22 protein-coding genes are annotated in these 23079 nt (G+C 65.3%); 12 read left to right on the forward strand and 10 right to left on the reverse strand.

Going from position 1 to position 23079, the window contains the following annotated elements:
* Positions 1-24: 24 nt before the first annotated feature.
* Genes J2X98_RS05305 through J2X98_RS05315 form a run of 3 tightly spaced genes read right to left on the reverse strand, consistent with a single transcriptional unit; the run spans position 25 to position 3192 of the window.
* Positions 25-930: a carbohydrate ABC transporter permease gene (locus tag J2X98_RS05305; protein ID WP_141944720.1), complete on the reverse strand. Its 906-nt coding sequence runs from the start codon at positions 928-930 to the stop codon at positions 25-27.
* 1 nt (position 931) lies between these two features.
* Positions 932-1867: a carbohydrate ABC transporter permease gene (locus J2X98_RS05310; protein ID WP_141944718.1), complete on the reverse strand. Its 936-nt coding sequence runs from the start codon at positions 1865-1867 to the stop codon at positions 932-934.
* Positions 1864-3192, reverse strand: a complete 1329-nt coding sequence (locus J2X98_RS05315) for an extracellular solute-binding protein (RefSeq protein WP_307305150.1) — start codon at positions 3190-3192, stop codon at positions 1864-1866. The genes J2X98_RS05310 and J2X98_RS05315 overlap by 4 nt, the downstream gene beginning before the upstream one ends.
* A 237-nt stretch (positions 3193-3429) precedes the next feature.
* Here J2X98_RS05315 and J2X98_RS05320 point away from each other — a divergent pair, with 237 nt between their 5' ends.
* Together J2X98_RS05320 and J2X98_RS05325 are read left to right on the forward strand one after the other, a co-directional pair.
* Positions 3430-4473, forward strand: a complete 1044-nt coding sequence (locus J2X98_RS05320) for a LacI family DNA-binding transcriptional regulator (RefSeq protein ID WP_307305153.1) — start codon at positions 3430-3432, stop codon at positions 4471-4473.
* Between the two features lie 49 nt (positions 4474-4522).
* Positions 4523-5725 carry a mandelate racemase/muconate lactonizing enzyme family protein gene (locus J2X98_RS05325; RefSeq protein ID WP_307305156.1) on the forward strand — a complete coding sequence of 401 codons (1203 nt, stop codon included), beginning with the start codon at positions 4523-4525 and terminating at the stop codon, positions 5723-5725.
* A gap of 63 nt (positions 5726-5788) precedes the next feature.
* On the opposite strand, the gene J2X98_RS05330 is transcribed toward J2X98_RS05325, so the two are convergent.
* The gene (locus J2X98_RS05330) at positions 5789-6193 is read right to left on the reverse strand and encodes a DUF1003 domain-containing protein (protein WP_307305159.1); all 405 of its coding nucleotides are present in this window, start codon (positions 6191-6193) and stop codon (positions 5789-5791) included.
* Positions 6194-6392: 199 nt separating this feature from the next.
* The gene (locus J2X98_RS05335; protein ID WP_307305162.1) at positions 6393-7499 is read right to left on the reverse strand and encodes a LacI family DNA-binding transcriptional regulator; all 1107 of its coding nucleotides are present in this window, start codon (positions 7497-7499) and stop codon (positions 6393-6395) included.
* Positions 7500-7672: 173 nt separating this feature from the next.
* On the opposite strand from J2X98_RS05335, the gene J2X98_RS05340 reads away from it, so the two are divergent.
* From J2X98_RS05340 to J2X98_RS05360, 5 genes are all read left to right on the forward strand, one after another.
* Positions 7673-8530 carry an ABC transporter substrate-binding protein gene (locus J2X98_RS05340; RefSeq protein WP_141944707.1) on the forward strand — a complete coding sequence of 286 codons (858 nt, stop codon included), beginning with the start codon at positions 7673-7675 and terminating at the stop codon, positions 8528-8530.
* A gap of 91 nt (positions 8531-8621) precedes the next feature.
* A complete protein-coding gene (locus J2X98_RS05345; RefSeq protein WP_307305166.1) occupies positions 8622-9410 on the forward strand; it encodes an amino acid ABC transporter permease in 789 nt (262 codons plus the stop codon).
* Complete coding sequence (locus tag J2X98_RS05350; protein WP_307305169.1) at positions 9407-10186, forward strand: amino acid ABC transporter ATP-binding protein; 780 nt, start codon at positions 9407-9409, stop codon at positions 10184-10186. Before J2X98_RS05345 ends, J2X98_RS05350 begins: the two co-directional genes overlap by 4 nt.
* Positions 10186-11229 carry a Gfo/Idh/MocA family protein gene (locus tag J2X98_RS05355; RefSeq protein ID WP_141944701.1) on the forward strand — a complete coding sequence of 348 codons (1044 nt, stop codon included), beginning with the start codon at positions 10186-10188 and terminating at the stop codon, positions 11227-11229. Before J2X98_RS05350 ends, J2X98_RS05355 begins: the two co-directional genes overlap by 1 nt.
* A gap of 78 nt (positions 11230-11307) precedes the next feature.
* A complete protein-coding gene (locus J2X98_RS05360; protein WP_307305174.1) occupies positions 11308-12429 on the forward strand; it encodes an NAD(P)/FAD-dependent oxidoreductase in 1122 nt (373 codons plus the stop codon).
* A 65-nt stretch (positions 12430-12494) separates the two neighbouring features.
* Here the strand turns inward: J2X98_RS05360 and J2X98_RS05365 are convergent, their stop codons facing one another.
* Positions 12495-13994, reverse strand: coding sequence for a SulP family inorganic anion transporter (locus J2X98_RS05365; RefSeq protein WP_141944697.1), 1500 nt, complete (start codon positions 13992-13994; stop codon positions 12495-12497).
* A 185-nt stretch (positions 13995-14179) separates the two neighbouring features.
* On the opposite strand from J2X98_RS05365, the gene J2X98_RS05370 reads away from it, so the two are divergent.
* Positions 14180-14581 (forward strand): MerR family transcriptional regulator, encoded by a 402-nt coding sequence (locus J2X98_RS05370; RefSeq protein WP_307305466.1) that lies wholly within the window; start codon positions 14180-14182, stop codon positions 14579-14581.
* Positions 14582-14756: 175 nt separating this feature from the next.
* The gene (gene mptB / locus J2X98_RS05375; protein WP_141944695.1) at positions 14757-16388 is read left to right on the forward strand and encodes a polyprenol phosphomannose-dependent alpha 1,6 mannosyltransferase MptB; all 1632 of its coding nucleotides are present in this window, start codon (positions 14757-14759) and stop codon (positions 16386-16388) included.
* Here the strand turns inward: mptB and J2X98_RS05380 are convergent.
* On the reverse strand, positions 16385-17641 hold the full coding sequence (locus tag J2X98_RS05380) for a glycosyltransferase 87 family protein (RefSeq protein ID WP_307305181.1): 1257 nt from the start codon (positions 17639-17641) through the stop codon (positions 16385-16387). The two genes, mptB and J2X98_RS05380, sit on opposite strands and share 4 nt — an antisense overlap.
* 28 nt (positions 17642-17669) lie before the next feature.
* Complete coding sequence (locus tag J2X98_RS05385; protein ID WP_307305469.1) at positions 17670-18959, reverse strand: glycosyltransferase family 87 protein; 1290 nt, start codon at positions 18957-18959, stop codon at positions 17670-17672.
* Positions 18960-19317: 358 nt separating this feature from the next.
* Between J2X98_RS05385 and J2X98_RS05390 the strand changes: the two genes are divergently transcribed.
* Positions 19318-19521, forward strand: coding sequence for a hypothetical protein (locus J2X98_RS05390; RefSeq protein ID WP_141944691.1), 204 nt, complete (start codon positions 19318-19320; stop codon positions 19519-19521).
* 85 nt (positions 19522-19606) lie between these two features.
* Here the strand turns inward: J2X98_RS05390 and J2X98_RS05395 are convergent, their stop codons facing one another.
* Positions 19607-19870 (reverse strand): DUF3072 domain-containing protein, encoded by a 264-nt coding sequence (locus J2X98_RS05395; protein ID WP_307305184.1) that lies wholly within the window; start codon positions 19868-19870, stop codon positions 19607-19609.
* 122 nt (positions 19871-19992) lie between these two features.
* On the opposite strand from J2X98_RS05395, the gene J2X98_RS05400 reads away from it, so the two are divergent.
* Positions 19993-20868, forward strand: coding sequence for an NAD(P)-dependent oxidoreductase (locus J2X98_RS05400; protein WP_307305188.1), 876 nt, complete (start codon positions 19993-19995; stop codon positions 20866-20868).
* A gap of 203 nt (positions 20869-21071) precedes the next feature.
* Positions 21072-22430: an MFS transporter gene (locus J2X98_RS05405; RefSeq protein WP_307305190.1), complete on the forward strand. Its 1359-nt coding sequence runs from the start codon at positions 21072-21074 to the stop codon at positions 22428-22430.
* A gap of 31 nt (positions 22431-22461) precedes the next feature.
* Here the strand turns inward: J2X98_RS05405 and J2X98_RS05410 are convergent, their stop codons facing one another.
* Positions 22462-23034 carry an MOSC domain-containing protein gene (locus J2X98_RS05410; RefSeq protein WP_141944685.1) on the reverse strand — a complete coding sequence of 191 codons (573 nt, stop codon included), beginning with the start codon at positions 23032-23034 and terminating at the stop codon, positions 22462-22464.
* Between the last annotated feature and the right edge of the window lie 45 nt (positions 23035-23079).

Consider the following 23079-nt stretch of genomic DNA (forward strand, 5'->3'; position numbering starts at 1 on the left):
AGTCCTTTCTGGAAATCCCGGATGTTACTTGCTGAAGCCGGCGGTCAGGCCTGCCAGCAGCTGGCGGCGGCCGATAACGTAAAGCACCAGGATGGGGAGGGTGCTGAGCACCACGGAGGCGAGCACAGCAGGGATGTTGACGCTGAACTCACCCTGAAAGGTCCACAGGCCCAGGGGAAGGACCCTCAGGCTGGGGCTCTGGGTGAGGACCAGCGGAAGCAGGAACCCGTTCCAGACATGCAGGCCGTTATAGATGGCAACGGTCACGATGGCCGGGCGCGTCAGGGGCAGGGCCAGCCGCCACATCGTCTGCCACTCGCTGCAGCCGTCCAGCCGCATGGACTCGAACAGTTCGTTCGGGACGTCACGGATGAAGTTGGACAGGATCAGGACCGTCAGCGGGATGGCGAAGGCTATGGACGGCAGCATTAGCGCCAGCAGGCTGTCGTACAGGTTGAGCCGGATGATCATCAGGTAGATGGGGATGATCGTGGCCTGCAGCGGGATGGCAAGCCCCATCAGGAACATGCCGTTGACCAGCCTGAGGAACCTGCCGGCGCCGCGGACGATGGCAAACGAGGCCATGAAGGAGATCAGCACCGTGGGAATCACGGAACCGAGCGTGACGATGGCGCTGTTCATGAAGTACTGCGCGAAGTCCGCCTCGAGGACCATCTGGTAGTTCTCCAGCGTGGGCGAGGTGGGAAGGGCCAGTGGATTCTGGCCGAAGTATCCCGCCTGGGTCTTAAGGCTGGTGATCACCACGTAGTAGACCGGCAGGATAATTATGGCCAGCCAAAGCCAGCCGCCCAGGCCGCCGGGAATGTTGAGCCGCCGCAGCTTTGGGCCGAGCCCCCGCTTGGCGGCTGCGGAGCCGCCAAGCGTTCCGGTGTGGGCCCCCTGCGTATTGCTTTTCAGGACGGTACTCACCCTACAAACCTTCCAGTTGGCTGCCCTGCTTGTCCTTGCCCCCAAGGCGCTGGAGGAACAAGGCAAGTGCAAGGCCGATGATGACGAGGATGACGGCAATGACGCTGGCCGGCCCCATGAGGTTGGCCCGGAAGCCGCGGAGGTACATGTCCAGCGCCAGGATCCGGGTGGAGTTGCCCGGGCCGCCGCCGGTGAGGACGAAGATCAGGTCGAAATAGGTCAGCGAACCCACCACCATGAGGGTTGACGAAGTGATGATGGTGTACTTCAACTGCGGCAGGGTGATGTGGAAGAACTGCTTGATGGTCCCGGCGCCGTCGATCTGCGCTGCCTCATACAGCGACTTCGGGATCTGCCGCACGCCGCCCTGGTAGATGAGCGTGTGGAAGGGGACGAACTGCCATGCGATGACGAAGATGACCAGGCCCAGCGCAAGCTGGGGAACCCCCAGCCAGTCCTGCGCCAGGAACGGCAGCCCCAGGCCAGTTGCCAGGCCGAAGTTAGGGTCCAGCAGCGCCTTGAAGGCAATGGCGACGGCGGCGGAGGACAAGAGCAGCGGCAGGAAGTACAGCACGGCAAGGGCGGCGCGGTAGCGCTGGCTGCCGGCCGTGAAGACACCCAGGAGCAGGCTGATGGGTGTCTGGACCAGCCACGAAACGGCCATGATCAGGAAGGTCAGGCCCAGGGCGTTATACAGCCCGGGATCCGCCAGGACGGAGAACCAGTTATCCAGGCCCGCCGCCCCAATGGCACCGATGCCGTCCCAGCTGGTGAAGCTGAGGATGAGCACCCCTGCCAGCGGGACGACGGCGAACACCAGGAAGAAGAACAGCGCCGGCAGCGTCAACCATGCCAGGGCCGTCTTGCGCTGTTCCGTTGGTTTGGAACTGGCCGGCCGGACGGCAGCCCGGGGGGCAGTGGAGACGGCGTTACTCATTTGCCCAGGGTGGCGTTCATGTTCTCGGCGAACTGCTGCGGCGTAATTGACTTCAGGAACAGCTGGTCGATGTTGTTCAGCAGCGCCTCGGCGGCGGTGGGGCTGAGCGCCTGGTCCCATGACTGCTGGAAGTTCGGTGCGTTCTTGGCCATGCCGTAGACGAAGTTGAGGAACTCCTTGTCCTCGGAGGTGTTCAGTTTGTTTTCGATGCCGTTAACAATGGGCACGGAGCCGGAGTTGATGTAGGCGTCAATGACCGTGTCGGTGAGGATACCGTCCTTGAAGAACTTCTTGGCGGACTCCTTTTCCTTGTCCGAGGCCTTGGAGGAGATGGACATGTAGGCAGCCGGATTCCCCACGCCGTTCTTCGGGTCTCCCTTGCCGCCGGCAACCGTGGGGAACGGAACAAAGCCCAGTTTGCCGTTCTGTACGAAGTTCTGGCCCGCTTTCTTCATGGAGCCGTAGGTCCAGGAACCGTGCAGCATCATGGCTGCCTTGCCGGAAAACAGAAGTGCCTGGTCAGCCTGCGAATCCGCGGTGATGGAGGAGAACCCCTTGATGAAGCCGTCGGCGGAGACGAGCTCCTGGATCTTCGTGCCCGTCTGGATGACCGCCGGATCCATCCAGGCATTGGGCTTGCCCGCAAAGATGGCATTGAACACTTCGGGGCCGCCGATACGGTCCAGGAGGTATTCCAGCCACATCATGGAGGTCCAGCGTGACTGGCCACCCAGCGAGAAGGGCGCCACGCCCATGTCATTGAAGGTTTTGACCAGGGACATGATGTCGTCCCAGGTCTGGGGCGGCTGTACGCCCGCCTTCTGGAAGAGATCCTTGTTGTAGAACAGGACAATCGGGGCGATGTACTGGTTGGGCAGGGCATAGATTTTGCCGTTGACGGTGGCGGCCCCGAATACCGACGGGAAGAACTTCTTCTTCAGGTCCGGGTTCTGGTCAAACCAGCCGGTCAGGTCTTCCACCTGGTTGGCCTCGGCGTAGGTCTTGAGGCCGCCACCGCCCCAGCCGTAGATGATGGTGGGTGCCTGGTTGGCGCCGATGGCGGTCTTGATCTTGGTCTTATAGGCGTCGTTCTGGAAGTACGTAACGGTGATCTTGTCCGCTGAGTTGGCCGAATTGAAGGCATCCACGGCCTTCTGCATGGTGGTCTGGTTCGGTTCGCCGGACAAGTACCACATGCTGGCGCCGCCTCCTCCGCTGGAAGCACCCGGACCCGACGTGCCGCAGGCACTGGTGGCGGCAACGGCAAAGGGAGTAAGGGCAGCGAGGGCGAGGAAAGAGCGCCGGGAGGTCTGGGGTTGCTTCATTGCTTCTCCATTGTGAAATTTGCAGTCGGGTACGGGGCGTCAGCTCCGACGTTTGTTCGAAATATTTCGAACGGTGATATAAGTCACGGTCTAAACTAAAACCCTAAAGATCGGCGCAGTCAAGGTATCGTAGAGGATATTTTCCGGCTGCTCCCGCTTAATGAGGGGCCCTTGACGCAAGAGAGGCGGGGTCTACAGAATGAATGCACTTCACATCCTTCGAAAGATTGCGAACCCATGACGACCAAAACGCCGGAGCGGGCCAAACCCACGCTCGCCACCGTGGCACGGCAGGCAGGGGTTTCGGCGCCCACTGTTTCCAAGGTGGTCAACGGCCGCGATGATGTGGCGCCCGAAACAAGGGCCCGGATTCTCGCCGCCCTGGAGCAGGCCGGCTACCGGTCGCCGGTGCAGCGCCGGGCGGCGGCGGAAGGCGGGACAGTGGTCGAGGTAGTCATCGATGTGCTCGATTCCGCTTACACCATTCAGGTGCTGAACGGCATTCTGCAGTTTGCCGCCGGAGCGGACGTGGAAATCCTGGTGAGCGTGACGGGACAGTCCACGCCGGGCAGGCAAACGCCGGAACGCCGCGCCCAGCGCATGCTCGAGGAGGGCAGGGCGGGAATGATCGTGGTTACTTCAGCCTTCAGCGAGGCGCAACTGCACGCATTCCGCCGGCGCCAGATTCCGGTTGTGGTGATTGACCCACTCAATCCGCCGTCTGCCGACGTCGTCAGCGTTGGTGCCACCAACTGGGCCGGCGGCAAGGCCGCCACCGAACATCTGATGGGACTTGGACACCGGCGCATCGCCTACATCGGCGGAATCGAGGGCGCCGAATGCAACCAGGCGAGGCTGCACGGCTACATGGCCGCCCTGATGGCTGCCGGAGTAGCCGTGGACCCCGAATACATTGTTTCCGGCGGCCGGTTCCGGACCGAGAGTGGCGTCCACGGCTTCAAGGAGCTGCTGAAGCTTGACCCCCTCCCCACCGCCATTTTCGCCGGCAGCGACGCCATCGCCCTGGGTGTCCTCAGCGAAGCGCGGCGCCACGGCATCAGGGTTCCGGAAGACATCAGCCTCATCGGCTTCGACGGCACCAACCAGGGTGAGCAGTCGGTGCCGTCACTGAGCTCCGTGGCACAGCCGCTCGAGGAAATGGGGCGGGCAGCCCTGAGGTCACTCCTGCGACAGGCGCGGGGGGAAGTCCTGGATTCACACCGCGTGGAGCTGGCCACCCATGTCATTGTCCGGGAGTCCACTGCCCCTCCCGCCAGCTGACCGCCTGCCTGCGCGGCAGAAGCCGGCACCCACAACGGAAAGACATGGCATGAGAATCACCAACCTCGACACCGTGGTCGTGGACTTCTACCGGACGAACGTCATCTTCGTCAGGCTGAGCACCGACGAGGGCTTTACCGGCATCGCCGAGGCGACACTTGAGGGCCAGGAGCAGGCGGTCGTCGGCGCCGTTGCCGTTCTTGCCACTGCGGTAGTGGGGAAGGACCCTACGCGGATCAGCCAAACCATCTACGAACTCAACCGCGATGCCTACTGGCGCGGCGGTCCGGTCTCGATGACCGCCCTCAGTGCCCTTGAGATGACGATGTGGGATGTTTCGGCGCGTGCACTCGGAGTTCCCGTGCACAGGATGCTGGGCGGCCAAGTCCGCGACCGGGTCCGAGCCTATGCCAACGGCTGGTTCTCGGGGGCCGCGACCCCGGATGACTTTGCGGAGGCCGCGGTCCAAACGGTTGCCCAGGGCTTCCGCGGGCTCAAATGGGATCCGTTCGAAGCCGCGGACCTTTTCCTGGAGCCGCGGGACCTCCGCCGCATGCTTGAGCCAGTGGCTGCTGTGCGCGAGGCGGTAGGTGATGACGTTGAGCTCTTCATTGAGGGGCACGGCCGCTTTGATGTCCCCACCGCCATCCGGGTGGCCAGGGAACTGGAACAGTTCCAGCCGGTCTTCTTCGAGGAACCGTGCCCGCCGGACGGAATCGACGCGCTCGTCGAAGTCCGCTCAAAGTCCCCGGTTGCGATCGCGGCAGGGGAGCGGTGGATGGGACGGAATATGTTCATCCCGGCCCTGGCGCGCAACGCGGTGGATTACATCCAGCCCGATGTCACCCATGCCGGCGGCCTGCTGGAATTGTCCTTCCTTTCCACGCTGGCGGCGGCGCACTATGTTCCGTTCGCACCGCACAACCCCAGCGGACCCCTTAGCACGGCGGCGACCCTGCAGCTGGGCGCCACCCTGCCAAACTTCAGGTACCTGGAGATCATGGCAACAGACGTGCCGTGGCGCCGCGATATCTCCGATGAGCGGCTCCAGCTGACGGCGGAGGGCGACGTTCTGATCCCCGACGGGGTGGGCTTGGGAATTGAACTGGACTATGACGCCATCGCCGAGCACCCCTTTGCGCCGCATCCCATGCGGATCTTTAACGACGCCGTGGCTGATATCCGGCCGCCGGACGCCCGTTCATACTTCAACTTCGAACGGGCCGGGGCCGCCACCGGCCATACCAATTGAAGGACCAGGGGCGCTGTCACGGCGGCTGCCGGCTGGCTGGGACGCCGGGGTCGGGGCCTGGGGCTAATGCGGAGCTGACTTCTTCAGCTCCTGCAGAATTTCCAGCTGGATGCGGTTGATGGATATCAGGAGTTCAACCTCTTCTTTGGCCTCGGTGTTGGTGTCGTAGTCGTGTTGGGCCATGGCCGCGGCGATTGCGTCCTGTCGCTTTGCGGCGATGAGCAAAATTGCGCCCTGGAGACCTGCCAGCATGGAAAGCAGGAGGTTCAGGAGGATATAGGGGTATGGGTCCCAGGCGTTCGACGCAAGCGCCCAGGTATTCACGGCGGCCCAGACGAGCATGAAGCCGATGAAACCCGATACAAAGGGCCAGCTTCCCATTCCGTTGCGCATGACGTCAGCAGCGCGTTGTCCCCTGCTGAGGGTGGCTTTGTGTTTGTCGTGCCAGGTTTTCTGTTGGTGGCTCATGGCTCAGCGTAGACCCGCGCGGGGAGTGCTGCAGCCCCGGATCTGATCTTAAGAGGTAGCTCCCAGGACGGCGTTCATGCGCCGGCGGTGGTGGCGGAACAAGAGTTCAGTGGCAACGCAGCCGGCGAACGCGAAGGATCGTATCTGCACCGTACATTGCGCCGACTATTCTTTACTTCTGCGGACGTCTTCCTCAGCCTCAGTTGAGCCGGGCCGCCAGCTCTTCCCTGTCCGGGTCACCTTCCGTCCGGCAGGGCCCCACCGACCCCCGCCGCACCAGGGTGGCCGTGAACTGCGCAGGGGCGGCGGGCGGCAATCCCTCCATCTGCCGGATCAGTGCCTTGGCCGCTGCAACGCCCATGTTGTACACGGGCTGGGCGATGACGGTCAGGGGAGGGGTTGTCAGCCTGGTCCAGGGGAAATCGTCGTACATCAGGAATGAAACATCCGCCGGGATGGACAGGCCCAGTTCCTGGATGGCCTCCATGACACTCAGCGCGATAAGGCCGTCCGAAGCCACTACGGCGGTGGCACGGTCAGGACCCCGCAGCACTTCCCGGGTGATGCTGCGGATGGAATCTTCGTCGCCCGCGTTCAGCCGGACCAGATCCTCTGGAAATGGCAGCCCGGACTCCAGGAAGGCCCCCCGCATGCCGTCGATACGATCGGCGATCTGGGAGGATTCCAGCGTCATCCCGGGCGTATACGGGGTCTCCGTCCGCAGCGTGGAGATGAAGGCGATGCGGCGGTGTCCGGCGTCGAGCAGGTACTGCGTGGCCTCCCGCGAGATCCTTGCCATGTCCACGGCCATGGTCTCCACCGGCATCCCGCCGGCGGTGCGGTCGATGAAGACCAATGGGCGTCCGGATTTGTGCACCTCCTGAAGGTGCCCGGTGTCCACCGACGACGCGGGAGCGACGATCAGCCCGTCCACCCGCTTGTCCAACAGGACCCGTACCGCGTCAACTTCCGCAGCGCGGTCCTCGTCTGTATTGACCAGAATGACGTTGTAGCCGGCCTTCTTGGCGGTGTCGGTGATACCCCTCGTGGCAAGGCCGAAGTGGGGGTTTTCAATGTCGCCCACCACCACGCCGATGGTGTGCGATTTGCCCGTGTTCATGCTGCGCGCAAGCTCGTTCGGCCGGTAGGAAAGGGCCTCCGCGGCAGCCAGGACGCGCTCGCGGACCTCATCGCTGACGGCGCCGTAATTGCCCAGTGCGCGTGCGGCCTGGGCTTTGGACACCTGCGCGGCCTTTGCGACGTCGGCGACGGTGACGTCCCGCCGTCGCGCTCCTTCAGCGCTCATCTTCACCTTTCGCACGGGCTGTTGACGCCCCCTGTGACTTCCGCTACATTTCTATCCATCGATGTGAGTCCGGTCTCAATCCTAGGGTGTGAGACCGGACTCAACAAGAGCATCGGCGACTTTCTTCGGCGGCCCTGACAGCACCGCCTCCCTCCCAACGATTGGACAACGCTGTGAAGAAAAAGAATCTCCGCCCGGCAGGGATCGCCGCCGCAGCACTCGCTGCGGTCCTGGCCCTTTCCGGCTGCAGCTCCACCTCCGCCGCTTCCACGACGGAAAACAACCCCTACGGGCTGATCCAGCCCGGCACCATCCGCGTGGCTAGCCTCGGCGACTCCAAGCCGTACACATTCGCGGACGCCTCCGGCAACTTCACCGGCTTCGACGTGGAACTCTTCAAGGACGTGGCCCACCGGGCCGGTGTGGACAATGTGGTCTTCACCGGCCAGGACTTCTCCGGCCTCCTTGCCGCCGTCGCCAACGGGCAGTTCGACGCCGGCGTTGCCGCGATCGGCATCACTGACAAGCGCAAGGAAACCGTGGACTTCTCGGACGGCTACCTGGCCGGCTACCTGACCGTGATTACCACCAAGACGTCGGGCATCACGAACGTGGACAGCCTGGCCGGCAAGCGCCTCGGCGTAGTCCAGGGAACCCTGCAGGAGGCCTATGCGGTGAAGAACTTCACCTCCGCCAGCCTGGTGCGCTTCCCGGACAACAACACCGCCATCGCGGCGCTGAACAGCGGAACCGTTGACGCGCACTTCCTCGACTACGAGGCCGCCAAGGCCTACGAAGCGCAGCACGGACTGGTCAGCGCCGCTGACATCCCGTCCTTCGACGCCCCGGCGGGATTCGCCGTGGCCAAGGGCAAGACGGCGTTCAAGGAAGCCCTGAACAAGGGCCTGGCCGCGGCCATGGAGGACGGCACCTGGAAGAGGCTCTACCAGAAGTGGTTCCCGGGTTCGCCGATGCCTGAGCAGTACCTGCCCAAGGCCGAACAGACCGCCTCGCCGTCCCCGAGCAAGTAATCCGGCAAGTAAGCCTTCGGGCGCAAAGCCGGGCGGGCTGCACCAAGCGGCCCGCCCGGCACCTCCAAACAATCAACGTCTGAGAGCGACCATGGACTGGCTCAACACCATCATCCGAACTTTCTTCGACTTCGGCGCTATGGCCGAGGTCCTGCCCCAACTCCTGGCGGTCGGCCTGCTGAACACGCTGATCATCTCCATCGCCGCCACCGTCCTTGGCACGGTGCTGGGAATGGCGGTGGCAGTCATGGGCATCTCGCCGTCGAAGTGGCTGCGGGTTCCGGCCAGGATCTACACGGATCTCTTCCGCGGCCTGCCCGCCATCCTCACCATCCTGTTGATCGGCCAGGGCTTCGCCCGGCTCAGCCAATCGGTCTTCGGCCCGTCACCGTACCCGCTGGGCATCATCGCCCTGAGCCTGATCGCCAGCGCCTACATCGGGGAGATCTTCCGCGCCGGGATCCTGAGCGTGGACAAGGGCCAGGGCGAAGCATGCCGTGCGCTGGGCATGAGCTACGCCAAGTCCATGGCCCTTGTGGTGGTGCCGCAGGGCGTCCGACGGGTCCTGCCGGCGCTGGTGAACCAGTTCATCGCCATCGTGAAGGACTCCTCCCTGGTCTATTTCCTTGGCCTGCTGGTCAGCGAACGCGAATTGTTCCGCGTGGGCCAGGACGCCGCCGTGCTTTCGGGCAACCTCTCCCCGCTGGTGGCCGCCGGTCTCTTCTACCTGGTGATCACGGTGCCGCTGACGCACCTGGTGAACCACTTCGACAACAAGTTCCGCACGGGGCGCCGCCGTGCCGCACCGCCCACCAGCGGCCTGCAGGAAGTCAAGGAACTCGACGCGGCCTCGCCGCTCACTGCCGGGAGCAACACATGAACACACCCATTTCCACCAAGAGCACCGCGGTCCAAGAGGTCCCGGCGTTCCACGGTTCAAGCCTGGAACTGCGCAACCTGACCATGGCCTATGGCGACATCGAGGTCCTGCGGAACGTCAGCCTCACCGTCGCTCCGGGCACCACCACCTGCATCATCGGCCCTTCGGGTTCGGGCAAATCAACCCTGCTGCGCGGCATCAACCGGCTGCATGAACCCAAAAGCGGGGACGTGCTCCTGGCCGGGGACACCATCCTCGGTACCAACCCGGACACACTGCGCACCCGCATCGGCATGGTCTTCCAGCACTTCAACCTCTTCCCGGACCACACCGCCGAGGAAAACGTCGCCCTGGCACTCTGGGCCGTGAAGGGCATGCCCAAGGCCCAGGCCATGGCCAAAGCGCGCCAACGCCTGGCGGAAGTGGGACTCGCCGAACGCGCCGACCACCGCCCCCGCGACCTCTCCGGCGGCCAGCAGCAACGCGTCGCCATCGCCCGCGCCCTGGCCATGGAACCCGAAGTCATGCTCTTCGATGAAGCCACCAGCGCCCTGGACCCCGAACTGGTCAAAGGCGTCCTGAATCTCATGGCCGGCCTGGGCCGCCGCGGCATGACCATGCTGGTGGTCACCCACGAAATGGGCTTCGCCCGCAAAGTCGCAGACCAGGTGGTCTTCATGGACGAAGGCGAAGTCGTCGAAGCAGGCACTCCCACCCAACTCTTCGACAACCCCCGCAGCGAACGCCTCCAGCGCTTCCTCTCCGAGGTGCTCTGATGGGTACCGTTGCAGAGGCGCCAATCCGGACCGCCGTCGTCGGCTTTGGCATCTCCGGCAAGGTCTTCCATACCCCGCTGATCGCGGCGAACCCGGACTTTTCGCTCGACGTGATCGTCACGGCCCAGCCCGCCCGGGCCGCCGAAGCGGCACGGTTCTACCCACAGGCCCGGATCGTTGGAACTCCGGAGGAACTCTTCGCCGTGTCCGCAGATCTGGACCTGGTTATCCTGGGCACCCCGCCGCACACCCACTTTGGCCTTGCGGCCACCGCCATCGCCCACGGCCTTCACGTGGTGGTGGACAAGCCCTTCGTGCCCACGTCCGGCCTGGGTGAGGAACTGATCAGCAGGGCGGACGACGCCGGGGTGCAGCTTACGGTCTTCCAGAACCGCCGGTGGGACGCAGACTTCCTGACCCTCCGGAAGGTCCTGGCTTCCGGAGCGCTGGGGCAGGTCACCAACTTCGAGTCACGGTTCGAATGGTGGCGGCCCGAGGGGTTCGGGAACTGGCGGGACACGGTGTCCCTCGCCGAGGGTGGGGGGATCCTGCACGATCTGGGGGCCCACCTGATCGACCAGGCCATCCAGCTGTTCGGCCCGGTGGAGCGGAGCTACGGCGAGACGGCGAACCGCGGCCCGCATCCGGACGCGGCGGACACCGAAGCCTTCGTGTCACTGCTGCACGCCTCGGGTGTCCGTTCGCGGCTGTGGATGAACGGCCTGGCTGCCCAGGCCGGCGCCCGCTTCCACGTCCTCGGCTCTAAGGCGGGTTACACGAAGTGGGGACTTGACGGCCAGGAACCCTCACTCGCGGCCGGGATGCCGCCGTCGGACCCGGCCTACGGTGTGGAACCCCAGGAGCGTTGGGGGCTCCTGGGAATCGATGGGGCAGTCCGGCCGGTTCCGGCTGAACGCGGTTCCTACCCGCAGTTCTACGTCCAGCTTGCCGCCGCCCTGCGCGGCCAGGGGCCGCTGCCCGTGGATCCAGCCGGCCCGCTGGACGTCCTGAAGGTCATCGAAAGTATCCACGCCCTGGCCTGACACCGCATCCAACTTCCTTTCCAACGGCGCAACGACTGCGTCCATCACAACCACGAACTTCACAGAAAGGGACCAACCATGTCCTCTGCAGCATCCACCAAGCGCGTCGCCATCATCGGCGGCGGAATCCTGGGCGTTTCCACCGCCGTGCACCTGCTGCGCGAAGGCGCCTCCGTGATCCTGCTGACCGAGCGCGGCCTGGCCAGCGAAGCCAGTGGCCGTTCCCTGTCCTGGCTCAACTCCGCCGGTGAACGGGCCACCCCGTACCACCGGCTGCGGGTTGCCGGCGTGGACCGCTACCGCACGCTCTTCGCCTCGGACCCCAAGCGAGAGTGGCTCCAGTTTGGCGGCGGGCTGATGTGGAACGCGGCCGGCCAGGCTGGGGTCACCGAGGCCCGGCACGCCTACGAGAAGTCCATTGGCTACGATTCCAAGCTGCTTGCTCCGGAGGAGATTGCCGCCGCCACCTCCGGCATCGATTCCAGTGCCGTGCCGGACAACGCCATCTTCAATCCGGGCGAAGGCTGGGTCAGCCTGCCGGACCTGATCGACTTCCTCATGGAGGAGTTCCACGCCCGCGGCGGTGAACTGGTCCTCAACGCCGGCAAGGCCTCGGTCATGGTGGAGGGCGGCCGCACTACCGGCGTGGAGACCGCATCCGGCGGGACCTACCCGGCCGACGCCGTCCTGGTGGCCTGCGGCGCAGCGACGCCCACCGTCGTCGAACCCCTGGGGGTGCACATCCCCAATGGTTCGCCGGTGTCCATGCTGGTGGTGACCAAGCAGGTGCAGCATGAGGTGACCGCGGTGATGAACACCCCGCGCGCCGCACTCCGGCCCAATCCGGGCGGCACGTTCGCACTGGACCACGACTGGTATGAGGAGCACATCACCGAGCACGCGGACGGCTCCTTCACCATTCCGGACGAGGTGGTGCAGGAACTGGCGGATGAGGCGTCCAGGCTGATTGCCGGGAACCCGGAGCTGAAGCCCGCTTCCTGGAAGATGGGCTACAAGCCGATTCCGGGTGACGGGGAACCGGTGCTTGGCGAACTGGGCCAGGTGCCCGGCTGCTTCGTGGCGTTCACCCACTCCGGAGCCACGCTGGGCCTCATCGCCGGCGAGCTCCTGGCCGGGGAAATCCTTACCGGGAAGAAGCACCCCATGCTGGCCACTTTCCGGCCCGCGCGATTCTCCTAATTGTCATGCATGGAAGGGGCGGACTCGGCTGACGGCCCCGCCCCTTTCCGCATGCGCTCTGCCGATCAGGCGCCCAAATGCCCGCTGAGGCGGCGGTGGAAGCCGGTGCTGCGCTCATCGAGACCTTCGATTGCCACCGTTGCACCGTGATCCGCGTATTTTGTTTCGATAGAGTCCAGGGCCGCCACCGTTGATGCATCCCAGATCTGCGCACGGCTGAGGTCGATGGTCACTTCGGCCGGATCCTCGGCGTATGCGAACTGCTCCACCAGGTCATTGCTGCTGCCGAAGAACAGCGGCCCCACCACCTCATAGCGGACGCTTTCGCCGTCCTCCGCAAGGTGCCGTTCAACGGTGATGACGTGGGCCACCCGGCGCGCGAACAGCACCATCGCCAGGACGACGCCCACCAACACGCCGTAGGCAAGGTTCCCCGTGAGGACCACGACGGCGACGGTGACTGCCATGACGAGCGTTTCCGGTACGGGCATCCGCTTCAGCGTGGACGGTTTGAGGCTGTGCCAGTCCACGGTGGTCACGGCCACCACCATCATCACTGCGGCAAGGGCCACCATGGGAATCTGCCCCATGATCGAACTGAGCCCGGTCACCAGGGCCAGCAGGAACAGTCCGGCCACGAACGTGGATATCCGGGTACGGGCCTGCCCGGTCTTCACGTTGAGGACCGTCTGGCCAATCATGGCGCAGCCGGCGATGCCGCCGTAGAAGCCGGCGAGGATGTTCGAAACGCCCAGGGCCCAGGATTCGCGGCCCTTGTGCGAAGGGGTCTCCGTGATGTCATCCACCAGTTTCGCCGTGAGGAGGGTTTCCATGAGGCCCACGAATGCAACGCTCAGCGCCGTGGGCAGGACCAGTTGGAAGGTCTCCAGGGTCACGGGGAACAAGAAAGGCGTAATGCCGGGAAGCTTGCCCGTCAGGGGTCCTTCGTCGGCGACGTTGGGCACGGTGAGGCCGGCGATGATGACGATCGCCGTGACCACGACGATGGCCACCAGCGGCGACGGCACCACCTTGGTGAACCGGGGAAGGATGAAAATGATCGCGAAGGTCAGGGCGAACAGGACGTAGGCGAGCCAGGGGGCATTGAGGACATGGGGCACCTGCGCCATGAAGATCAGCACACCCAGTGCGTTGACGAATCCAATCATCACGGAGCGCGGGATGAACCGCATCAGCCGGGCGAGGCCTGCCAGGCCAAAGACCACCTGGATCACCCCGGCCAGGATCACCGCGGGCAGGACGTACTCGACGCCATGCTGGTGCACCAGCGGGGCGATCACCAGGGCGACGGAGCCGGCAGCGGCCGTCACGACGCCGGGGCGTCCGCCAAGGATGGACATCGCCAAGGAAAGCACGATGGAGGCGACAAGGCTCACCATGGGATCCACCCCGGCCACGATCGAAAACGAGATGACTTCCGGGACCAGGGCAAGGGTGGTGACCATGCCGGCAAGGACCTCGCGGGACAGCTGCCGGGGAGAGCGCAGGGCCGTGAGGACGGTGACGGGTTGCCGGATTGGGCGGGTGCGGTCGGCGACGGCCAAGGGGCGGCTCCAGGGGGAGTTGGCTCTGCGGAAAGAGCGGTGTGCAACGTTTCTGCGCGCCACGATGCGCACGGGTCCAGCCCTGCCGTGGAAGACAATGGGGTGGAGGAAAGAATGCGCCGGTGACTTTCGGCTGCGCATGCAACACTACCCTAACGTGAGGGTTGAGCCGGATTGGTGACGTGATGGTGAAAGAGATGACCGCCGAAGAAGTGGTGGCGACAATGCACATCGGCGAGCTGGCGGACCGTTCGCAGATGTCCCTGCGGACCATCCGGCACTATGACGAGGTGGGATTGCTGAAGCCCTCCGGCCGCACCGAGGGCGGCTTCCGCCTGTACACGGAACGCGATTTCACCCGGCTGTTGCTGATTCGAAGGATGAAGCCGCTGGGGTTCACGCTCGAAGCCATGGGCGGCCTGCTTCGCGTCATTGACGCTTTGGAGGCGGCCGCCCCTGGCCAGGACGTGACGGACACCAGGGCGGAGTTGAACGGATTTATCGAAGAGGCAGCCAGGCGACGGGCCAAGCTGGAAGAACAACTGGGCATGGCCGACGAGTTCCTGGCGCTTTTGCGGGCCCGGTAGGGGACTGCGCGCAACAGGACCGGGTATCGCACCGAATGCCGTTGCCAAACTGTGCCGTATGGATGCACCGCGTCCCGGGGCAGCAGTAAGCACGGCTGATAAAATGGCGGGGTTGCAGGGCGGCCTTCAGTGCCGGCGCAACCAGTGCCGTATCGAAGTAGGGGACCACACAATCATGACGGCAGGCGGGTCACACCTCAGGACGTCGGACAGCCGGCCGGGCACACCGGCCGACGCCTCCGCGCCCGCCAGGGGACGTGCCTACCTGGCAACCGTCGAAGGTTTCGTCGGGGCCCTCATGATGTTTGTTGGCTCCATCGGAACGGGATGGATCGCCAACGGTTCCCCCATGATCCGCCAGCCGGTGGTGATCGCGCTCCGCACCGAAGGCTGGGGCGTGGCCGTGTCTACGGTGCTGCTGACAGCCGGCGCCATGCTGCTGATGCGCTCCTGGCTCCGGCTGGGCCAACGGCTGGGCGCCTACGGGGGCTCCTCGCTGCGGTCCGTAGTGGTGGCCATTTCCGCGTGGTCCCTGCCGCTGATGTTCTGTGTGCCCGTCTTTTCCCGCGATGTCTATGCCTATACAGGCCAGGGCAGGCTGGTGATGGAAGGCCAGAACCCCTATGAAGTGGGTATCTCCACCCTTAACAACTGGTTCTCGCTGGGCGCAGACCCCGCCTGGGCGGAAAACCGGACACCGTACGGCCCGTACTTCCTGTGGCTGGCGCGTGCCGTGGTGGGACTGACCGGAGCCCAGCCTGATGCGTCCGTCCTTCTCTTCCGCGTCCTGGCCGGCGCCGGGGTCCTGCTCTGCGTCATTTTCGTGCCCAAGCTCGCGGAACTGCATGGCATCAACGGTGCGCGGGCGCTTTGGATCTCCGTGGCCAACCCGTTGTTCCTCATCAGCTTCATCGCCAGCGCCCACAACGACGCACTCATGGTGGGCCTCGCCGTCGCCGGCGTTTACCTGGCCGCTACCCGGCGGTACTTGCCTGGCATCCTCCTGGTGACGGCCTCCATCGGCATCAAGCCAATCACCGTGCTGCTGCTGCCATTCATCGGGCTCATGTGGGCGGGTCCTTCAGCCTCCTGGCCGCGGAAGTTCCTGATGTGGGCCGCGACGGCCGGCATCAGCTTCGGGGTGCTGGCACTCAGCGGGATTCCCTACAACCTGGGGATCGGCTGGACCTGGGCCATTATGGACCCCACCCCCGGCTACACAGGCTATTCGCCGTCCGGCTTCCTGGGCCAGCAGGTGGAGATGCTGGCCAACGCGCTGGGGCTGCCGGGCGGAACGCTGGCCACCTGGCTCCGGACGGCCATGAAATGGGCAGCCATCGGGCTGGTCCTGCTGCTGATGTTCCGCGGCGACTACTCCCGCGCCGTGCGCCGCATGGCCCTGGCGTTTACCGCCGTCGTGATGCTCTCGCCCATCATCCAGCCCTGGTACATCCTCTGGTTCCTGCCGTTCCTCGCCGTTACCGGCATCCGGGACGACTGGCAGATCCGGTCGCTCTATGTAGGCGTGACGTTCTTCGTGGTGTTCGGTGCGCAGGACCAGCTCTCCGTCTGGTCCTTCGTGGAACTGCCCATCGATGCCTCGTCCCTGGCGTTCTTCACGGCCCTCGCGTTCACGTTCTACCTGCTGGTCCTGGACGTGCACACCCGCAAGCTGCTCATCGAAGGCAAGCCGCTGGACCTGGCCCGTCGGGGCTGGGAGTGGGCGATGGAACGCCGGGCCCAGCGCCAGCCCGGGGCAGCCCGCCAACGTGAAGCCGCCGCCGTCGAACGCCGCGAAACCCCCTAAGCTTCTGCGGGCACCTGCGCCGCGGTCTTCCGGCCCAGCTCGGCCGTGCGCTTCACCGACCACCAGAGCAGCACCACCAGGAGCACGTTGCGCGTGGTGAGGATGGCCGCCATGACGGGGTGGGCGTGGATCAGCGGTGTGTAGAACAGCGGGTAAATCACGAACGTGGTCATGGCGATGCCCATCAGCAGCGCCGCGGGTACCTTCCAGCGCTCCCAGTCGTGCGTCAGGCCAGCGATGATCACCGGCGCGAGCCAGATGATGAACTGCGGGGAGCCGACCTTGTTAAACACGATGAATGCGGTGACCATCATGAGCGAACCCTCGAGGAACAGCTCCTCCCGCTCCGCGCCGCGGCGCATGGCGCGCACCAGCAGGACGGCGGCCGTGACCGCTGCCAGCACCAGTAGCGGCTGCATCAGGAACGCAGCGGTACTGGCGCCCGGGCCGTACACCTCCGTGGAATTGATGGCTGTGTTGTCCGCCATTTTCGCGCCGGCGACGTGGAACACGCTCAGCCAGACCCAGGGGGTGGAGAAGGTGGCCTCAAGCTGCATGCCGCGTTCGCCCTGGTTGAGGAGGAAGTCCATGATGTGCGGCAGGCCGCCGGTCAGCCAGGTTCCCAAACCGACGACGGCGGTGACGCCGGCGCCGGCAAGGACTACTTGCATGCGCTTGTGGCTGGCGATGACGATGGGAACCAGGACGGCCGCGGGCCACACCTTGATCCAGGTGGCGATGCTGAGCAGGACCCCCGCCACCACGGGCCGTTCGGCCGCGTAGAGCAGCGCGATCAGCACGATTGGCGCCGTGATGCCCTCCACCCGGGCGAAGCTCAGATAGCCCATGAAGACGGTGAAGAACAGCCACCACCAGGCCGGTGCAATGCTCGTCACTTTCCGGGGGCCGCGGGTGAGGTAGAGGAGACCGACGGCGTTGAGCGCCGTGATGATCAGGAACCAGACCAGCAGATAGAGGCGTGGTCCCGCGATATTCGCAAGGAAGATGGGGATCTGCGCCAGCACCGGGTAGACCCAGGGGCTGATCTTTCCTGCCAGGTCAGCCGGGTTGTACCCGGCAGTGGCCCACTGCCGGTACTGCTCGGTGTCGCTGAACGTATCGCCGTTCAGGAAGAAGGACGCCATCCAGCCCAGGAAGTACAGGTGGACGACGGCGAAGCCCCACCAGACGCTGGAGGGGCGGGCGAACCAGTCCACCACCTTTGCCGGCAGGACCCTGCTGCGGACCGTCACCAGACGGTCAAAGAACCTCGTTGAAATCTCAGGTCTCCTTGAGCGCAGGGGCAGGTACAGCCGTCTTCTTGCCCAGCGAGTACAGGCGCCGGACGCTCCACAGGAACAGCACCACCAGCAGGACGTTCCGGATTGTCAGCACCAGCGCCATCCAGGGGTTGTTGTGGCTGAGGGCGTCGTAGAAGAGGGGGTAGATGAAGTAGGTGGCCACGGCGATGGCGATCAGCATCAGGGCCGGGATCCGCCATTCGCGCCAGCTGTGCGCCAGGCCGACGGCGACGGCGGGCCCGAGCCACACCATGAACTGGGGCGAGCCCACCTTGTTGAACACCACGAACGCGGTGGCGAGGGTCAGGGCGCCGGCCAGGAGCAGTTCGGTGCGGTCCACGCCACCGGCCACCTTGTGCTGCTTGCCGTTGTGCAGTGCCCAGAAGGTCAGCCCGGCCACCAGCAGGGCGGCGAGGACCAGGAGCGGCTGCATCAGCACGGACATCATGGCGGTGCCGGGGCCGTCCACCTGCATGGAGTTGATGTCCGTGTTCATGTACATCCGGGAGCCGCCCACGTTCAGGACGGAAAGCCAGAGCCAGGGTGTGGTGAAAGTGGCCTCGAGCTGCATGCCGCGGTCGCCCTGCTGGGTGAGGAAGTTCAGGAGCTTGGGGACGCTGCCCAGGGCTGCTGCCAGCGCGACGACGCCGGCCGTCGCCGCGATTCCTGCCAGCACCACCAGCAGGCGGTTCTTGACGACGGCGAAGAGGGCCAGCATGATGGCCGCCGGCCACACCTTCACCCAGGTCCCGATGGCCAACAGGACCGAGGCGACGAACGGACGCTGCACGCCGTACGCCAGGGCCACCAGGACCAGCGGGGCGGTGAGGCCGTCCACGCGGGCGAAACCGAGCCAGCCCATCAGGAAAGTGAACACCAGCCACCACCAGCCGGCCGGGATGGCGCTGGTGTTGCGTCCCCGCTCCGTGAGTTTCAGGAGTGCCCAGGCGTTAAGGAGTGTGGTCATGAGGACCCAGAGGAAGAAGAATGGCCCGGGTCCTGCCACGCCTGCGATGGCCATGGGGATGAGCGCCAGGATGGGATAGACCCAGGGGCTGGGGCCGCCGGTGAGGTTGGCGTCATTGAAGCCAGCCATCGCCCATTCGCGGTAAATGAAGGTGTCGCTGAAGGCTTCCCCGCGGAGCGAGAGCGACGCGGCGAAGACCAGGAAGACGAGGTGGACCACGATGAAGCCGGCCAGCAGGCCGCGTCCGGTGTTCAGCCAGTTCCGTACCGGGGTGGGGAGGATGACGTTGCGGGTCCTGGTCAGATTGCCGAAGAGAGCGTCGGTGGAAATGGCGGAATCCTTGTCAGGTCGTTGCACAGTCAGCGGTCGCGCAAAACGGCTCGGGTGGGGCCGCGAAGCGGGTTTAAGGGGGCACTGGAGGCCGTTAAAACGGGCTTCCACTCCTGTTCAACTCTAATTGACGGTGCCCTGCTGCCAAGAATTGTCAGGACAAACAGAGGGCGGCAAGGCGCTGACCTGCGTCATTTATCTAAAGTTGCTGGCCCTTGGATGCTCGGGCACCATTGATCGAGGCGCTCCAGGCGCCCACCGCCTATGCAGCCAGGGGGAGCGCAGGGCGGCGCACGACCACCCACCCCCGAGAACCATAAGGCAACACACCATGAACTTCCCACTGACCCTCACCGTGTCCGACCGCCAGAGCATGGACAGCCAGCTCGACGACGCCGTCGCGGCAGCCAAGGCCCACGCCCTGACCGGCAAGCGCCACGGGATCCTGGTGACGCGCCATGGAGCCGACACGTTCACGGTTGACCTTAGCGAGGCAGTTCCCTTCGGCCTTACCCGCGAGTGCCAGGCCTGGTAAGGCCTCTTTTTAGCCGGCTTTCGGCGTAGGCGCGTTCCGCGCCGTCCTGTCCTGCCGCCGTCGTCAGCGTGTTGCTGCTGCGTGGCTAGCTGCCGCCGCTGTTGTCCCCGTCCCCGCCGGCCACGCGGTTGCTGCGCTGCTGGAGCCGGTCGATGTGCTTCGACGCCTCTGCCTTGCTCAGGTCAGCGGGCAGTTCTTCGCCTGCCTCCCTGGCCAGCGTATCGAGGTAGCTGCGCTGCGCCGCCGTCATGGGTTCATCCCCGGTAACCCAGTCTTCCGGATCCCGGTTGAGGCCTGCATTGGGTTCCGGCTCCGGACTTCCGATTGTCTCCTGGTTGCTGTCGCTCATGGACACGAGTCTAGGTGTGGGGACCGACAATCCACAGGAGCTTGCCGCCCTGATGAATAACCAGCCGATTCCTGGAAACGTTGACTTGGTAGGCAAAGCCAAACATTGACCAGGAGGATGGCGTGCAGGACAGCAAACTCAACGTAGCGGTGCTGGGGACCGGAATCATGGGGGCAGCCATGGCGCGGAACCTCCTCAAGGCAGGTCACCAGGTTGCGGTGTGGAACCGCGATGGGGCCAAAACCGAGCCCCTGGCCGCCGATGGTGCCAGGCGTGCCGCGAACCCTGCCGAGGCTGTTGACGCGGCCGACGTGGTGCTGACCATGCTCTACGACGCAGAAGCGGTGCAGCAGGTGATGCGCAGCGCAGCCCCCGGCCTCCGGCGCGGCACTGCCTGGGTGCAGTCCACCACGGTGGGGGTGCAGGATGCGGCGGCCCTGGCGGACCTGGCTGCGGAGCTGGGTGTGGAGTTGGTGGAAGCGCCCGTTTCCGGGACAAGGGCTCCTGCCGAAGCAGGCCAGCTCCTGGTGCTCGCCGCCGCGCCTGAGCCGCTGCGCGGGCGGGTAGCTCCAGTGCTTGATGCCATTGGCGCCCGCATCATCTGGACCGGCGAAGATCCCTCCAAAGGTTCCGCGGCGCGGCTCAAGCTCGTGGTCAACAGCTGGGTCATCGCCGCCTCCAACGCAGCCGGCGAGGTGGTTGCCCTCGCGCAGGCGCTGGACGTGGACCCGCAGCAGTTCCTGGACGTGGTGGACGGCGGCCCGCTCGACCTTCCCTATCTGCGGATGAAGATGGACCTCATTGTGAAGGACGCCCTGGAGCCGGCGTCCTTCGCCGTGGACACGGCGCGCAAGGACGCCCACCTCATTGTTGATGCCGCCGCTGAATACGGCCTGAAGCTCGATGGCGCCGAGGCCTCCGCGGCCAGGCTGGACCGCGTCGCGGAGCAGGGCCGCAGCAAACAGGACATGGCCGCCGCTTACCACGCCAGCCGGTGACAATGGCAGCTGCCCAGCAGCCGAAACCTGCGGGATAGCGCTTGCCCATTGACGTTACCTGCGTCACCTTCTATATTGGATGAATCGATTCAAGAGCCGCTGCTTCAGTCCCTGTGGGCAGCTCCGGGCGCATACAACAGCCCGGAACGCCTGCTGCTCCCAGCGGTTCCGGTTCCTTGCCAATGACGACGAAGGACAAGCACATGAGCACCACCCCAACCCGGGCGCCCCTCACCAGCCAGGGTGCTGGAACAGGATCGCGGGACCCGAGGAAAGCGGCGATGAGTGGCTGGATCGGGAGCGCCCTGGAGTACTACGACTTCGCCCTGTACTCCCTGGCGGCAACCCTGGTCTTCCCCACCATTTTCTTTCCGTCGGAGAACCCTACAGTCGGGATCATCGCTTCCCTTGCCACCTACGCGGTGGGCTACGTCTCCCGCCCGGTAGGCGCCGTGGTCCTCGGTGCCTACGGCGACCGGCACGGGCGCAAGAAGGTGCTGGTCTTCGCCATGCTGCTCATGGGCTTTGCCACCTTCGCTGTCGGACTCCTGCCCACGTATGGCCAGGTGGGCCTCCTGGCCCCCGCGCTCCTGGTGCTCCTGCGCCTGATCCAGGGCTTTGCCGTGGCCGGCGAACTTGGCGGCGCCAGCGCCATGATCGTGGAGCATTCCCCCGACGCCAGGCGCGGATTCTTTGCAAGCTTCAGCCTCCAGGGCACCCAGGTGGGATCCATCCTGGCCACCGCCGTCCTGCTCCCGCTCGCCGCCGTCCTCCCGGCTGGCCAGTTCGGCGCCTGGGGATGGCGTATCCCGTTCCTGCTCAGCGCCGTCGTAATCCTGGCAGGCTACTTCATCCGCCGGCGCGTCCAGGAACCGCCCACGTACGCGGCGAACACCGGGACGCCCGGCGGCCGCCGCCGCTTCCCGCTCGCGGAGCTGCTGCGCACCCGGCCGGGTGCCCTGGTCCGCTGCATCCTCATGACCTTCACCAACGTGATCGGCATGGCCACCCTGATTTTCGGCGTCTCCTACGCCACCCAAAAGGGCTATGGCAACGGTTTCTCCAGCAGCGAGTTCCTCTGGGTGACCCTTGTGGCCAACATTGCCGCCGTCGTGACCATCCCGCTGTTCGGCGCCCTGTCCGACCGGATCGGGCGGCGTATCCTCATGGCGGCCGGCGGCGTCGTCGGCGGCCTGCTGGTCACCGGGTACCTGTGGGCGATCCAGCTGGGCAGCCTGCCGTTGGTCTTCGTCTGCGTGGTGATCGTCCAGGGCATCTTCTTCCAGATGTGGAATGCCACCTTCGCCACATTCTTCCAGGAGCAGTTCCCCATGCGGATCCGCGTGACCGGCTTCGCCGTCTCGCAGAACATCGGCCTCATGATCGCGTCGTTCTTCCCGAGCATCTTCACCGCGATCGCCCCTCCGGGCTCCGCCAATGTCCCGCTGACCATTGGGTTGACGACGCTGGGCATCTGCCTTGTCTCGGCAGTGGCCACCCTGATCTCCGCCGACACAAGGGGCAAGTCCCTCGAAGACCTGGAGGGTCACAAAGCCGGCTGACGCCGTCGTGCGTCCCGCCACTGCAGCCCGGCTAGGGCAGCCGGCTTGGGCGCAGGAGGCTGGGCTCCCCGGCCCCGCCCGGATCCAAAGGCACCGGGCTGATCAGCACGGCCGGGCCCCTGTGCAGGAGTCCGCTGGACAGGGCCCGGCACCGGATCCCGCCCCGTCCGCGCATGGCAGGGTGCGCCCCGGGTGCCAGCATTTCGTTCATCCACGCACACGGCTGGGCGTGCCGGCCGCCGTGGAACCGCACCACCGAGCCACCCGATTCGAGTGCGAAGTCCTGCCCCAGCAGCGGCGCCAACTGGGCGCCCCGCAGCACCACGTTGCGGCGGGTGAGCAGGGGATCGAACGGCGCGGCACCCAGGTCCGCGGCTATGGCTTCCAGTGACTCGACGGCGAACAGGGTGACGGCGGCGTCCATGTGGGCGGCTTTGCCGAAGAACCGGTCCCCGACGATGCCCTTGCCGGCCACCACCTCCACCTGCTCCGCGTCCGTGGTGGGGACGTCGGCGGCGCCGTCCCGGGCTCGGCCGAAATAGGCGTGTGCGGGGGAGACCAGCAGGTGCAGGATGTCGACGTCGTACCGGAACTTTTCGGGCATACGGCCAGCGTAGGCCAGCCCGTGTTGAAATCCTGCCGTCGGGTG

It is taken from the genome of Pseudarthrobacter enclensis (genome assembly GCF_030811655.1).
GTDB lineage: Bacteria > Actinomycetota > Actinomycetes > Actinomycetales > Micrococcaceae > Arthrobacter > Arthrobacter enclensis_A.